12 protein-coding genes are annotated in these 13,096 nt (G+C 67.4%); 8 read left to right on the top strand and 4 right to left on the bottom strand.

Going from position 1 to position 13,096, the window contains the following annotated elements; all coding sequences use genetic code 11:
• Window positions 1-23: 23 nt before the first annotated feature.
• A complete protein-coding gene (locus U4Z64_RS22900; RefSeq protein WP_044845996.1) occupies window positions 24-1,052 on the top strand; it encodes a transporter in 1,029 nt (342 codons plus the stop codon).
• Window positions 1,053-1,233: 181 nt separating this feature from the next.
• Here U4Z64_RS22900 and U4Z64_RS22895 read toward each other — a convergent pair whose 3' ends face one another.
• Complete coding sequence (locus U4Z64_RS22895) at window positions 1,234-3,402, bottom strand: M1 family metallopeptidase (protein WP_321821169.1); 2,169 nt, start codon at window positions 3,400-3,402, stop codon at window positions 1,234-1,236.
• 645 nt (window positions 3,403-4,047) lie between these two features.
• Between U4Z64_RS22895 and U4Z64_RS22890 the strand changes: the two genes are divergently transcribed.
• From U4Z64_RS22890 to U4Z64_RS22875, 4 genes are all read left to right on the top strand, one after another.
• Window positions 4,048-4,542: an LEA type 2 family protein gene (locus tag U4Z64_RS22890; RefSeq protein ID WP_124522203.1), complete on the top strand. Its 495-nt coding sequence runs from the start codon at window positions 4,048-4,050 to the stop codon at window positions 4,540-4,542.
• Between the two features lie 167 nt (window positions 4,543-4,709).
• Entirely contained in the window at window positions 4,710-5,042 is a 333-nt protein-coding gene (locus U4Z64_RS22885; RefSeq protein WP_044845911.1) for a YegP family protein, read from the top strand.
• A 146-nt stretch (window positions 5,043-5,188) separates the two neighbouring features.
• Window positions 5,189-6,322 (top strand): class I SAM-dependent methyltransferase, encoded by a 1,134-nt coding sequence (locus U4Z64_RS22880; RefSeq protein WP_321821168.1) that lies wholly within the window; start codon window positions 5,189-5,191, stop codon window positions 6,320-6,322.
• An 89-nt stretch (window positions 6,323-6,411) separates the two neighbouring features.
• Window positions 6,412-7,302: an SAM-dependent methyltransferase gene (locus tag U4Z64_RS22875; RefSeq protein WP_321801765.1), complete on the top strand. Its 891-nt coding sequence runs from the start codon at window positions 6,412-6,414 to the stop codon at window positions 7,300-7,302.
• Window positions 7,303-7,378: 76 nt separating this feature from the next.
• Here the strand turns inward: U4Z64_RS22875 and U4Z64_RS22870 are convergent, their stop codons facing one another.
• Window positions 7,379-7,951: a DUF1415 domain-containing protein gene (locus U4Z64_RS22870; protein WP_321821167.1), complete on the bottom strand. Its 573-nt coding sequence runs from the start codon at window positions 7,949-7,951 to the stop codon at window positions 7,379-7,381.
• An 81-nt stretch (window positions 7,952-8,032) separates the two neighbouring features.
• Window positions 8,033-8,656, bottom strand: a complete 624-nt coding sequence (locus U4Z64_RS22865) for a TetR/AcrR family transcriptional regulator (RefSeq protein ID WP_257775232.1) — start codon at window positions 8,654-8,656, stop codon at window positions 8,033-8,035.
• A gap of 217 nt (window positions 8,657-8,873) precedes the next feature.
• Between U4Z64_RS22865 and U4Z64_RS22860 the strand changes: the two genes are divergently transcribed.
• The 3 genes from U4Z64_RS22860 to U4Z64_RS22850 all read left to right on the top strand — a co-directional run bounded on the left by U4Z64_RS22860 (window position 8,874) and on the right by U4Z64_RS22850 (window position 12,530).
• The gene (locus U4Z64_RS22860) at window positions 8,874-10,157 is read left to right on the top strand and encodes an MFS transporter (protein WP_044845906.1); all 1,284 of its coding nucleotides are present in this window, start codon (window positions 8,874-8,876) and stop codon (window positions 10,155-10,157) included.
• 157 nt (window positions 10,158-10,314) lie between these two features.
• Window positions 10,315-10,920 (top strand): nitroreductase family protein, encoded by a 606-nt coding sequence (locus U4Z64_RS22855; protein WP_044845905.1) that lies wholly within the window; start codon window positions 10,315-10,317, stop codon window positions 10,918-10,920.
• 359 nt (window positions 10,921-11,279) lie between these two features.
• Window positions 11,280-12,530, top strand: a complete 1,251-nt coding sequence (locus U4Z64_RS22850) for an Hsp70 family protein (protein ID WP_124571711.1) — start codon at window positions 11,280-11,282, stop codon at window positions 12,528-12,530.
• 103 nt (window positions 12,531-12,633) lie between these two features.
• Here the strand turns inward: U4Z64_RS22850 and U4Z64_RS22845 are convergent, their stop codons facing one another.
• Window positions 12,634-12,837 carry a cold-shock protein gene (locus U4Z64_RS22845; RefSeq protein WP_006477070.1) on the bottom strand — a complete coding sequence of 68 codons (204 nt, stop codon included), beginning with the start codon at window positions 12,835-12,837 and terminating at the stop codon, window positions 12,634-12,636.
• Between the last annotated feature and the right edge of the window lie 259 nt (window positions 12,838-13,096).

Raw genomic sequence — 13,096 nt, 5'->3', positions numbered from 1 at the left:
AGCGCCGCACGACCTTCGACACGATGGACCTGATCGTACAGACTTACGGCGCCGATACGTCCGGCATGGTGTGCGGATTCCGCTTCGTCCCGGGCGGATCGGGCGCGATGCTCGATGCCGATGCGGCCGCCGCATGGCTGCGCGCGTGCCGCGAGCGCGATGCGGCCGCATCGGACGATTTCGTCTGGCTGCACTTCAATCTCGCGCACGGCGCGAGCGAGCGCTGGATGCGCACGCACCTCGGATTGCCCGACAGCTTCTTCGAATTCCTCCACGAAGGATCGCGCTCGACGCGCATCGAGCAGGAGGACGGCGCGCTGCGCGCGATCGTCAACGACGTGATGTTCAACCTCGAGCTGACGCCGTCGGAAATCGCGACGCTGTTCGTCCACGTCGAGCGGCGCATCATGGTCACCGCGCGGCTCAAGCCGCTGCGCTCGGTCGATACGCTGCGCGCCTGCGTGCGCGACGGCGAGCGGTTCCGGTCGCCGGCCGAACTGCTCGTGCACCTGCTGCGCGACCAGGCCGACCTGCTGATCCAGATCATGCGGCGCACGAGCATCGACGTCGATCGCATCGAGGATCGCTTCCTGTCGCAACGGCTCACGTCGAACCGCATCGAGCTCGGCGCGATGCGCCGCACGCTGACGCGGCTGCAGCGCATGCTGGCGCCCGAGCCCGGCTCGATTTTCCGGCTGCTCGCGAAACCGCCCGCATGGCTGCACGCCGAAGACGTGCAGGAGCTGCGCGAATCGACCGAAGAGTTCTCGCTGGTGCTCGCCGATCTGTCGGGGCTCAACGAGCGGATCAAGCTGTTGCAGGAAGAGATCGGTTCGCGGCTCGACGAGCAGAACAACCGGACGCTGTTCACGCTGACGCTCGTGACCGTGATCGCGCTGCCGATCAACATCGTCGCGGGCTTCTTCGGGATGAACGTCGGCGGCGTGCCGTTCTCGGAGAACAAGCACGGGTTCTGGCTGATGGTGCTGCTGGTCGCGGGCTTTACCGCGCTCGCCGCGTGGTGGGCGTTTCGCCGGCGCGACGATCGCTAGGGCCCGTTATCGGCGTGAACAGGCGCCAGGCCGGCATTGGCCGGGCGCCGCGCGCGGCGGCAACAAAAAACAGGCCCCGCATCCGGGGCCTGCGATAAGAGGTGAAGGGACGTGAAGGGACATGAAGCGTCGAACGCCGGCCGGCGCCGCGTACCGCGCGGCACCGGCCGGCCGGACCACGTTACTGAACCAGCATCTTGCGCGGCTTGAACATGCCCTGGTAGCGCAGCGACGGACGTTCCTTCACCGTCGGCGCGATGCCGCCGAAGCTCGGCGTCTGGCGCAGCTTCATCGCGGCCGGCGAAGCGACCGAGCCGATCGACGTCGAACGCGAAGCCGGCGCGAGGTTGTTCGCGACGAGCAGCGCGGCCTCGCTCTTCAGGTTCGCGAGCAGCACCGGATCGACCGAGCTGTTGACCTGCGTGAGCAGGCCGCTCCACGCGGCGTCGCTGTAGTTCACGACGTAGTAGTCGAGACCGCTCGGATCCGCGACCACGCCCGTGCAGCCGTCGATCCGCGTCTGCGTCTGCGTATCCTTCAGCGCGAGCGTCGTGCGTTTCGCGAGACCCTGGCCGTACGCGAGCGTGATCGGTACCGTCCACTGCAGGCCCGGATACGCGTTCTTGTTCGGGAACGGCTGCTGTTTCAGCGTGACGACCGTCTGGTTCTTCGTCATGTCGCACTGCGTGTCGAGCGAGATCAGCGGCACGCCCGTCTGGCGCACGTAGCTGTCGCCGATCGGGCCGACCGCCTGGCCGCTTTCCTTCGACAGCGCATCCCACAGGCGCTTCGGCGTGCCGTTGCCGAACGAGTAGTCGACCAGGTACTGCTGCAGGCCGCGGCGCAATGTCTGCTCGCCGAGATAGTTCTCGAGCGTCTTCAGCACATGGCCGCCCTTGTCGTACGTGAACGCGCTCGCGCTCAGCACGAAGTCGTTCGATGCCCAGTCGTTGAAGTTCGGCGCGACCGGGAACGCGTTCGGGCCGATGTCGCGATTGATCACGCGATACTTGTTCTTCACCTGGTCGAGCCAGCTGAACTCGTCGGGGAAGAACTGGATCGTCGTCTTCGTCTCGAAGAACGTCGCGAACGACTCGTTGAGCCAGACGTTGTCCCACCAGTCGGCCGTGACGAGATCGCCGAACCACTGGTGCGCGACTTCGTGCGTCAGCACCTCGTTACCGTAGCGCGACATCGGCTGGCCCGGTTGCGGCAGGATGTCGTCGGCGAACTCGAGGATCGACCCCCAGTTCTCCATCCCGCCGAAGTTCAGGTCCTTCTGCTCCTTGAACGCGTCGTTCGCGGCGACCGTATCGAACTTCGTCAGCGGCAGCGGGATGCCCGTGTAGCGGTAATAGAAATCGAGCGCCTGCTTGGTGCGGTCCATCGCCGGCTTGGCCCAGTCGCTCATGCCCGGCGGCGTGAACACGCGCAGGTGCAGGCCGCCCTTGCCGCCCGGCAGCGGGCTCGAAAAGTCGTCCTCGTAGGTATCGAACATGCCGCCGCCGAAGAACAGCAGGTACGACGGCATCGGCGGCGTCTTCTCGAACTGCACGAGCTTGTAGCCGCCGCCGACGTTGGTCGACGGCTTCTCGGCCGCGTTCGACACGACGCGCCAGTTCTGCGGCACTTCGGCCGTCACTTCATAGGTCGGCCGGAAGGCCGGCTCGTCCCAGCCCGGGAACCACTGGCGCGACAGGTTGGTTTCGCCCTGCGTGAGGATCGCGCCGCTCGTCTTGCCGTCGGTGCCCTTCAGGTCGACGCGGAACACGCCTTCGGCGGCGGAGCAGCCCGGATACGGATCGTCGCCGCAGCTGCCGCCCGTCTGCGTGGCCGGATCGTCGTACGACTTGAAGTTGATGATGCCCGACCATTCCATGTGCAGCGAATAGTTGCCCGGCGCGATCGTGCCGGCGACGGGGCGCAGCTGGTAGAAGTCGCCCTTGTCCTGCGGCGTCGCGATCAGCTGGATGTTGCCCGGCTGCAGCGTGATGCGGCCGTTCGTGAACTTGATCCGATGGCCGGCGATCACGATGTTGTTGACCGGCTTCAGCACCTTGATCTCGACGTCGGCGCGCCCGTCGAACGCGTTCAGCGCATCGTTCGGGCGGAACCACAGCCGGTAGTTGACCGGTACCACGGTGTCCGGCAGCTCGACGGGCGACACGCTCTTGTCGACGTTGGAGGCGGACGGCGGCGTGTTGGCGGCGGGCGACGAGCTCGAGTGCGGCGCGCCGGCGGAGCTGAGTGCGGAAGCCGAGCCGACGCCGCTGTCGTCGCCGCCGCACCCGGCGAGCGCGAGTGCGGCAACCAGCGGCAGGTAACGCATCTTGTGAATGTTGATCGACATGACTGAAACCTCGATTGTTGAAAGAATCGTTCAGTGCTGCGAAAACGCCGGCAAAAGAAATCCCTCGCCGTTAATCAACAGCGACGAGAAATGCCAATGACGGATTATTCGAAAAGACGGCCGGCCGACTACGTGAAGGTAATCATGGTTTACTGCCCCCTCTGTGTTTCCGGATGTCGGTTAACTGGCCGGTTCAAAATGGCCGGGCGCGGGTTGTGCTGAATTGATTTCGCGCGCACGACACTGGGCCGCCCGCCCTTGTGCGGGCGTGCATTCCCTTTGAACCGACGACCCACGGGGCTGGCCGTACCAGGCCGCAGGACGGAAGGACGGCGTGTCGCCGTTCCGTAAAATCGCCGTCATGCGGCTTGAAGGTTTGTCGGCCTGCTCGAAGGATGCGTAAATATACTTGATGGTTTTGGGTAAAGGAAACGAAAAAATTAGAAAGTGCTTCTCTTGAATTTTTCGCGCGCCATTGAATGCTGGGAGGCATTAATTCGCTTTCTGTTTAGCCATTCGTTTCCGTAGTTTTAATCTATTAACGATCTCGCCGGTGCGCGAAAACTACGAATCAGGGCGTGGCGCGGCGCGCTCGGTACAATGCGGCGACGACCCGCCGATCGATTGCCGCAAGGAGGCCAGCCCATGCCACGAGCCCTGTTCCGTATCGCGCCGCTGCGCGCCATGCTGCTGCTGTTCGCCGCCGTCTTCGCGCTCGGCGGTTGCGCGGGCCTGACGCGCGAGCCCGTGAGCGTGACCGTCGCCGGGCTCGACCCGCTGGCCGGACAGGGCCTCGAGATGCGCTTCAGCCTGAAGCTGCGCGTGCAGAACCCGAATGACACGCCGATCGAATACGACGGCATTTCGGTCGCGCTCGACCTGAACGGCACGCCGTTCGCGAGCGGGGTCAGCGATCGCTCGGGCGTCGTGCCGCGCTTCGGCGAGGCCGTGATCGACGTGCCCGTTTCGGTGTCGGCGTTCGCCGCCGCGCGGCAGGCGTGGAACCTGCCCGGCGCGGCAGCCAGCGGCGAGTTGCCGTACGCGCTGCGCGGCCGGCTCGCCGGCGGCGTGCTCGGCACCGTGCGTTTCAGCGATGCGGGCACGTTGCGCATGCCGGCGACGCCGGGGTGGGGCGGCTAGACGATGCCTGCGCGACGCCCCGGATGCCGGACCGGACGAAGCGGCGTGATTGCAGCGCCGTCTGACGATTCCTGACGATCGTGTTTCGTGCGCCTTACGTTTTGCGCTGCAATCGCGTTTAGACTGCCTCGGTCCGGAGGGCCGGACGACTTTTTGGAGAGGGCACCATGGCAGCGAAATTCGTCATCAAGAAAGCGAACGACGGGCAGTTCCTGTTCCACCTGAAGGCCGCCAACGGCGAGATCATTCTGCGCAGCGAGCTGTACAAGACCAAGGCGTCGGCGGAAAACGGCGTCGCGTCCGTGCGCAAGAACGCACCGGACGACGCGCGCTACGAGCGCAAGACCGCGAGCAACGGCCAGTTCATGTTCAACCTGAAGGCCGGCAATCACGAGATCATCGGCACGAGCGAGCTGTACAAGGCTGAAGCCGGCCGCGAGAACGGCATCGCGTCGGTGAAGCAGAACGCGCCGGACGCGGCGCTCGACGACCAGAGCTGACACGCCGCGAGCATCGCGCGGCTGGCGGCCAGGGCGGTCGCCCGCGCTTTGCCGCGCGGGCAAAGCGCGGTATGGTGTGGTCCGCGCGGCGCACTCCGGTAGTCCGGTAGCGCCGCCTGTCTGAAGCCAACCGTAGCCGAGCTCGCGTGACCGATTTCCCCGTTTTCCACTGGACCGACGCCGACGGCGCCGAACATGCCGTGCGCTGGCGCTCCGAAGCCGGCGTGCAGCCGCCGAAGCGCGCCGTGCCCGCCGACGACCGCCTCACCGCCGACGCGGCGTACCGCCTCGCGTGCGAGGGCACCGCACTCGTCTGGCAGGGCGATTTCCAGAATGCACGCCAGCTCGTGCAGGCGATGGCGCGCCGCGTCGAACGCAAGCCGAAGAAGGCGAAGGCCGCGGTCGGGGTCGACGCGTTCAACCTGCACCGGCTCGCGCAATCGCAGCGCGCCCGCACGCTCGGGATGCTGCTGATCCCGCTCGACGCCGATTACACGATCCCGCTGCGCCGCGCGCCCGACGTGCGCGCCGCGTGCGAGGAAGCGTACGGCCCGGGCGGCGCGCCGTCGGTCGTGTCGCTGCGCGAACTGCTCGGCCTCGTCGGCGCGCACGAATGGCGCAAGAAGGGCGTGCCGATCCCGGCGCTCGGCGGCGCGCCGATCCACCCGCATTACGGCGTGTTCTCGCCGGTGCGCGGCGAATACGTCGAACTCGTCGCGCGCACGCCGCTGCCCGCGACTTCGCTCGCGTTCGACATCGGCACGGGCACCGGCGTGCTCGCGGCCGTGCTCGCGTCGCGCGGCGTCGAGCGCATCGTCGCGACCGACCAGGATCCGCGCGCGCTCGCATGCGCCCGCGAGAATGTCGCGCGGCTCGGTCATGCCGGGCGCGTCGACGTCGTCGAAGCCGACCTGTTTCCGGCCGGCCGCGCGCCGCTCGTCGTCTGCAACCCGCCGTGGGTGCCGGCCCGTCCGAGCGCGCCGATCGAATACGCGGTCTACGATCCCGACAGCCGCATGCTGCGCGGTTTCCTCGCGGGGCTTGCCGACCATCTCGAACCGGGCGGCGAGGGCTGGCTGATCCTGTCCGATTTTGCCGAGCATCTCGGCCTGCGCCCGCGCGACACGCTGCTGCAATGGATCGACGAAGCGGGCCTCGTCGTGCTCGGCCGCGAAGACATCCGCCCCGCACACCCGAAGTCGGCCGACGCGGACGATCCGCTGCACGCCGCGCGCCGCGCCGAGGTCACGTCGCTCTGGCGGCTCGGCGCGCGAGCCTGATCGCGTATTTTCGGTAAACTGTCGCCATTCCTCACGAATTCCCGCCGCCGGGCCGTGGTCGACCGACCGTGGCCCGGCGCCGTTTCACGATGTCGAACAAGACCTACGAAATCCGTCCGGAGCAGTCCGTCGAGCTGCTGAAGGAACTGCACATCCTGACCCGCGACGGCAAGCTGAACCAGGACAGCCGCCGCAAGCTGAAGCAGGTCTATCACCTGTTCCAGTTCATCGAGCCGCTGCTCGCGAGCGTGCAGGCCGACAAGGGCGGCGTGACGCTCGTCGATCACGGCGCCGGCAAGTCGTATCTCGGCTTCATCCTGTACGACCTGTTCTTCAAGCAGCAGCCGGGGCACGGCACGCCGGCGTTCGCGTCGCACGTGTACGGGATCGAGACGCGCGAGGAACTCGTCACGCGCTCCACCGAACTCGCCGCGCGGCTCGGATTCGGCGGGATGTCGTTCCTGAACCTGTCGGTCGCCGATTCGATCACGTCGCCGAAGCTGCCCGAAACGGTCGACGTCGTCACCGCGCTGCATGCGTGCGACACGGCGACCGACGACGCGATCCGGTTCGCGCTCGCGAAGCGCGCGCAGCACATCGTGCTGGTGCCGTGCTGCCAGGCGGAGGTCGCGGGCGTGCTGCGCAAGAACAAGGGCAAGTCGCTCGCGAACGCGCTGACGGAAGTGTGGCGGCATCCGCTGCATACGCGCGAATTCGGCAGCCAGATCACCAACGTGCTGCGCTGCCTGCAGCTCGAGGCGCACGGCTACCAGGTGAGCGTGACCGAGCTGGTCGGCTGGGAGCATTCGATGAAGAACGAGCTGATCATCGCGCAGTACAAGAATCTGCCGCGCCGCAAGCCCGGCGAGCGGCTGCACGAGATCCTCGGCATGTTCGGGCTCGCCGAACTGAACGAGCGCTTCTTCGCGCCGGCGCCCGCGGCGGCGGCCGGCGAGGCCGTCGAGCAGTCCGCGGACTGAGGCGACCGAGGCGGACCAAGGCGGACCGACGCCCGGCCCCCGTCCGCCGCGCGCCAGCCACCCGCCGCGCGACGCGTCAGACGTCGTCGCCCGGCCGGCGCATCCATTCACGCCAGCCGTCGTGGCCGAGGCGGCGCAGCGTTTCCTGGTTTTTCTCGTAGATCGCGGATGCGTCCGGGAACGCATCGACCGCGCGCGCGATGCTGTCCTCGCGCAGCAGATGCAGGATCGGATACGGCGCGCGGTTCGTGTAGTTCTCGATGTCGTCGGCGTCGCTGCCTTCGAACCGGTACTCGGGATGGAAGCTCGCGATCTGCAGCACGCCGTCGAGTCGCAGTTGCCGCACGAGCCGCTCGGCGAAGAACAGCGCATCGTTGTAGTCGACGAAATCCGCGAACGCGCGCGGATAGATCACGAGCGTCGTGTCGACCTGCTGCGGATCCGCCGCTTCGAGCGCGCGCAGCTCGGTTTCGAGATCGGCGAGCGCATCCTCGAGCGTCGTCGCTTCGCTGATCGCATAGCGCACCTGTTCCTTCACATAGACGCTCTTCGCGAACGGGCACAGATTGAGCCCGATCACCGCGCGCGCGAGCCAGTGCCGCGTGGCGGCGAGAATGTCGTCGTGCGAGTCGGGGCGGGTATCGGTCATGGCGGAGGCGGTCGGGCGAAGCGGCAGCGAGGGCCGCATTGTAGCCGGAGCGGGCAAGCCGGGTCGGGCGTGCGCCGCCCGTCACGCGCAGGCGGCTTCGATCAGCTGCGTGGCCAGCGCGGGCGCGGTGCCGATCGGCGTTTCGCCGTGCCGGTAGGTCTGGCTGGCCGCGTAGATGCCTTCGACGATGAGCGCGAGCGCATCGGCGAGCGCTTTCGGCTGCCGGGCGCCCGCGCCTTCGCACAACTCGACGAGCCGCTTCATCAGCTGTTCCTTGTTCTGCGCGACGCGCTCGCGCGCCGGATGCGACGTATCCGGGAATTCGGCCGCGACGTTGACGAACGGGCAGCCGCGATAGTCCTTCTGCGTCGCGCGTTCGGCCAGATCGACGAAATACTGGATCAATTGCGCCTTCGGCTGGCCCGGATGCTTCGCGACGCTCGAATCGAGACGCTCGAAGAAGCACGCATCCATCCGTTCCAGATACGCGAGGATCAGCTCGTCCTTCGACGAGAACTGGCGGTACAGGCTCATCTTGTTGACGCCCGCGCGCTCCACGACCGCCTCGACGCCGACCGCGCGCACCCCTTCCTTGTAAAACAGCTCCTCCGCGGCGCGCAGCAGGTGTTCCTGCGCGGCGGCCGCGGCGATCGGCTGGCGCGTGCGGCGTGCCGGCGGCTTGTTGGCGGCCTCGATGCCCGACATGATGACCCTCGACTGCGTGGTGAATTGCTTGACATGTTACCGACTGGTCACTACGATCGCAACACACTTGTGACCGAGCGGTAACAATGCCGGCCGGATCGACAGACAAATGCCACGTATCGGCCCGGGTCAGCCGATGCAGCGTGCGGCGGAGGTGGCCCGGAGGTGAGGCGGGGCAGGCGCGCGAGCGCGGGCCCGCCAACTGGAGAGCGACAACATGAACTGGGCAGTGACACGAATCGGCGGGCGCTTCCACTACGGATGGCTCGCGGCGGCGGTGGTTTTCCTGATCCTGCTGGCGGCGGCCGGCACGCGCGCGACGCCGAGCGTGCTGATGGTGCCGCTCGAGCGCGAACTCGGCTGGAGCCGCGCGGCGATTTCGCTGGCGATTTCGGTGAACATCGCGCTGTACGGCCTGACGGGCCCGTTCGCGGCCGCGGCGATGCAGCGTTTCGGGCTGCGGCCGACGATCCTGACCGCGCTCGTGACGATGAGCGCGGGCGTCGCGCTGTCGTCGATGATGACGCAGAGCTGGCAGATGGTCGTGATCTGGGGGCTGATGGTCGGCTGCTCGACCGGCGTCGTCGCGCTGACGCTGTCCGCGACTTTCGTCACACGCTGGTTCCATGCGCGGCGCGGCCTCGTGATGGGCATCCTGACCGCGAGCACGGCCACTGGCCAGCTCGTGTTCCTGCCGATGCTCGCGGCGATCGCGCAGCGCCACGGCTGGCGGCCGGTCGTGCTGGTCGTCGCGGTGGCGGCCGCGATCGTGATTCCGCTGGTCGCGTTCCTGTTGCCCGAGCGGCCGGCCGACGTGCAGCTGCGTCCGTACGGCGAGCCGGCCGACGCGCCGGCGGCGCCCGACGCGACGAAGGAGAACCCGCTCGCGGTCGCGTTCCGCACGCTGCTGACGGCGAGCCGCTCGCGCGACTTCTGGCTGCTGTTCTTCAGCTTCTTCATCTGCGGCGCGAGCACCAACGGCTACGTCGGCACGCACCTGATCGCGATGTGCAGCGACTACGGGATGTCCGAAGTGCAGGGCGCGTCGCTGCTCGCCGCGATGGGCGTGTTCGACCTGTTCGGCACGACGCTGTCGGGCTGGCTGTCCGACCGCTACGACAACCGCGTGCTGCTGTTCTGGTACTACGGGCTGCGCGGGCTGTCGTTGATCTACTTGCCGCATGCGTTCGGCATCGACTTCTTCGGTCTGCCGCTGTTCGCGATGTTCTACGGGCTCGACTGGATCGCGACCGTGCCGCCGACCGTGCGGCTGGCCACCGACGTGTTCGGCAAGGCCGCGGCGCCGGTCGTGTTCGGCTGGATCGTCGCCGGCCACCAACTGGGCGCGGCGTTCGCGGCGCTCGGCGCGGGGCTGCTGCGCGCGAGCCTCGGCACCTATACGATCGCGTCGATGATCTCGGGCGCGCTCTGCATCGTCGGTGCGCTGATCGTGCTGCGGATCAATCGCGGCCCGTCCCGCGCGGCCGCGCAGGCCGCCTGAGCGCGGTGCGCCGGCCGGCCCGTGCGCAGGTGCGGCCGGTCAATGCAGGATCGGTGATTTGCATTGCGCGGGATGACCGGGCGCGCGACGGCTCAAGCGGTTATGCTTGCGGTTCGCCGGGCGTTCGCGCCCTTCATCGATGTCAGCGAGGAACCGCATGTCCGTCAAACCTGCTCCCACCACTGTTTCGATTCACGACCTGATTGCCGGCCGCTGGAGCCCGCGCGCGTATTCGGACGAGCCGATCAGCGCCGCCGATCTGCACGCGGTGCTCGAAGCGGCGCGCTGGGCGCCGTCCGCCTACAACGCGCAACCGTGGCGCTTCATCGTGTTCGATCGCACGCAGGACGAAGCGGCGTTCAAGCACGCATTCGCGACGCTGGTGCCGTTCAACCAGGGCTGGAACGCGCCGGCGCCGGTGCTGATCGCCGTGACCGCGCATACGCTCACGCCGAAGGGCGAGCCGGCGCCGACCGCGCTGTACGATGCGGGCGCGGCCGCGATGTCGCTGGTGCTGCAGGCGCACGCGCTGGGTCTCGCCGCGCACCAGATGAGCGGCTTCGATGCGAAGGCGTTCCGCGATGCGTTCGAGATTCCGGCCGACGTCGCGATTCCGGCGATCATCTCGCTCGGCCACTACGGCAACGTCGACAAGCTCGACCCGGTGTTGCGCGAACGCGAAAAGGCGCCGCGCACGCGCCATGCGATCGGCGAGGTCGTGTATGCGGGCGCATGGAAGAAGGGTTTCGACGCCGCGGCCTGATGGTGCAAGCGGGCAGGCGTGCGTCGAGCACCTTGTCCGCACCGGTTGCCGGTGCGCTGCAGGCGGGCGGCGGGGCGCGTCGGGCACCCCGTCTGCACCTGTCGCCGGTGTGCCGCAAGCGGGTACCGGGGCGCGTCGAGCACTCTGTCCGAACCTGTCGCCGGTGCGCTGCAAGCGGGCGGCGGGGCGCCTCGGGCACCCCGTCCGCCCCTGTCGCCGGCATGCCGCAGGCGCGCCTGATCTCCGCCCCGGGCCGGTTGCACCGCGCCGGCGGTGGCCCCCGGTTGTGATCCGGCGGGCTTCATGTTAAAAAGCCCGTCCTTTCCGTTTTCGCGCCGGCCATGCTGCGGCACCTTCCCATGACTTACTGCGCGATCGATTTCGGCACGTCCAATTCCGCCGTGGCCCTGCCCGACGGCGACGCCATGCGCCTCGCGCCCGTCGAGGGCGACCACCTGACGCTGCCCACCGCGATCTTCTTCAACAACGACGAGCAGACGGTCGAATACGGCCGGGCGGCGCTCGCGTCCTATATCGACGGTTTCGACGGCCGCCTGATGCGCTCGATGAAGAGCATCCTCGGCTCGCCGCTCGCGGAAACGACGACGGATCTCGGCGACGGTAGTGCGATGGCGTACACGGAGATCATCGCGCGCTTCCTGACGCACCTGAAACGCAAGGCCGAAGCGCGCGCCGGCGCGCCGATCGGCCGCGCGGTGCTCGGCCGGCCGGTGTTCTTCGTCGACGACGATCCGCGCGCCGACCGTCTCGCGCAGGACCAGCTCGAAGCGGCCGCGCAGTCGGTCGGGTTCGCGGACGTGCATTTCCAGTACGAACCGATCGCGGCCGCGTTCGACTACGAGTCGCGCCAGCAGGCCGAGCGGCTGGTGCTGGTCGCCGACATCGGCGGCGGTACGTCGGACTTCTCGCTGGTGCGCGTCGGGCCGGAGCGGATGGCGCGCCTCGAGCGCAAGGATGACGTGCTCGCGCACCACGGCGTGCACGTCGCGGGCACCGACTACGACCGGCGCGTCGAGCTGGCGGCGATCCTGCCGGCGTTCGGCTACCGCGCGCTCGATCCCGAGGGACGCGAGCTGCCGAACCGGATCTACTTCGACCTGGCGACCTGGCACCTGATCAACACGGTCTACACGCCGAAGCGGCTGGGCGAGCTGAAGCTGATGAAGCACCTGTACCAGGACGTGCGGCAGTACGACCGGCTCACGCGCGTGGTCGAGCAGCGGCTCGGGCATGCACTGATGGCGCGCGCGGAAGAGGCGAAGATCGGTGTGGCGGCGGGCGGGGAGACGATGATCGACCTGAACGACGTGGAAGAGGATCTGCAGATCGCGTTCGACGCCGAACGCCTCGTCGACGCGAGCATCGACGACACCGCGCGCATCGTCGATGCCGCGCGCGAAACGGTGCGGCTGGCGGGCGTCGCGCCGCGCGACGTCGGCGCGCTGTATTTCACCGGCGGCTCGACCGGGCTCGCGTTCCTGTCGGGTGCGCTCGCCGGCGCATTCCCGGACGCGCAGCCGGTGTTCGGCGATCGCCTCGCGAGCGTCGCGACCGGGCTCGGCATTCACGCGCAGCGGCTGTTCGGCTGACCGGAGGCCATTCTCGATCGGCGGCGGCCGCATGGCTGCCCGCGCCGGAAAACAAAAAGCCCCGCCGAAGCGGGGCTTTTTTACACGAATTATCGCGCCGAACTTAGACCGGACGGATGTTCGCAGCTTGCAGACCCTTCGGGCCCGTCTTCACTTCGAATTCAACCTTCTGGTTTTCTTGCAGCGTCTTGAAGCCTTCGACGCGGATTTCCGAGAAGTGCGCGAACAGATCGTCGCCGCCGCCTTCCGGGGTGATGAAGCCGAAGCCCTTTGCGTCATTGAACCACTTGACGGTACCGGTTGCCATGTTACTTGTTCCTAAAAAGATAAAACGGGGCCGAGGCCCATGGGGTGCGGAAAATCAAGGAAGGGGTAATGGGACCAACCGGAGTACCGTTGATGGGCGAACTACGAAAGAACCAATTCACTCGCCGCTTGAAATCCTGCAACGTTGTTTATACGGGTAATCGGTCGCGCGGTCAACCGGATTTCCATGCACTCAGGGTTATTGCGGAGTTAAGGTTTACAAACCTTGCAAACGATGCGACTTTTTTGTAGGGGCTGAA

It is taken from the genome of Burkholderia sp. BCC1996 (assembly GCF_905339955.1).
In the GTDB taxonomy this organism is placed as follows: Bacteria; Pseudomonadota; Gammaproteobacteria; order Burkholderiales; family Burkholderiaceae; genus Burkholderia.
Note: the sequence above shows the minus strand (reverse complement) of the source record. Positions and strands in the feature narration are given on the sequence as shown.

What these genes read in the sequence shown, in the direction of transcription:
- U4Z64_RS22900 (WP_044845996.1), top strand. Translation starts at nt 24, where the DNA reads ATGGACCTGATCGTACAGACTTACGGCGCCGATACGTCCGGCATGGTG.
- U4Z64_RS22895 (WP_321821169.1), bottom strand. Translation starts at nt 3,402, where the DNA reads ATGTCGATCAACATTCACAAGATGCGTTACCTGCCGCTGGTTGCCGCA.
- U4Z64_RS22890 (WP_124522203.1), top strand. Translation starts at nt 4,048, where the DNA reads ATGCCACGAGCCCTGTTCCGTATCGCGCCGCTGCGCGCCATGCTGCTG.
- U4Z64_RS22885 (WP_044845911.1), top strand. Translation starts at nt 4,710, where the DNA reads ATGGCAGCGAAATTCGTCATCAAGAAAGCGAACGACGGGCAGTTCCTG.
- U4Z64_RS22875 (WP_321801765.1), top strand. Translation starts at nt 6,412, where the DNA reads ATGTCGAACAAGACCTACGAAATCCGTCCGGAGCAGTCCGTCGAGCTG.
- U4Z64_RS22870 (WP_321821167.1), bottom strand. Translation starts at nt 7,951, where the DNA reads ATGACCGATACCCGCCCCGACTCGCACGACGACATTCTCGCCGCCACG.
- U4Z64_RS22865 (WP_257775232.1), bottom strand. Translation starts at nt 8,656, where the DNA reads ATGTCGGGCATCGAGGCCGCCAACAAGCCGCCGGCACGCCGCACGCGC.
- U4Z64_RS22860 (WP_044845906.1), top strand. Translation starts at nt 8,874, where the DNA reads ATGAACTGGGCAGTGACACGAATCGGCGGGCGCTTCCACTACGGATGG.
- U4Z64_RS22855 (WP_044845905.1), top strand. Translation starts at nt 10,315, where the DNA reads ATGTCCGTCAAACCTGCTCCCACCACTGTTTCGATTCACGACCTGATT.
- U4Z64_RS22850 (WP_124571711.1), top strand. Translation starts at nt 11,280, where the DNA reads ATGACTTACTGCGCGATCGATTTCGGCACGTCCAATTCCGCCGTGGCC.
- U4Z64_RS22845 (WP_006477070.1), bottom strand. Translation starts at nt 12,837, where the DNA reads ATGGCAACCGGTACCGTCAAGTGGTTCAATGACGCAAAGGGCTTCGGC.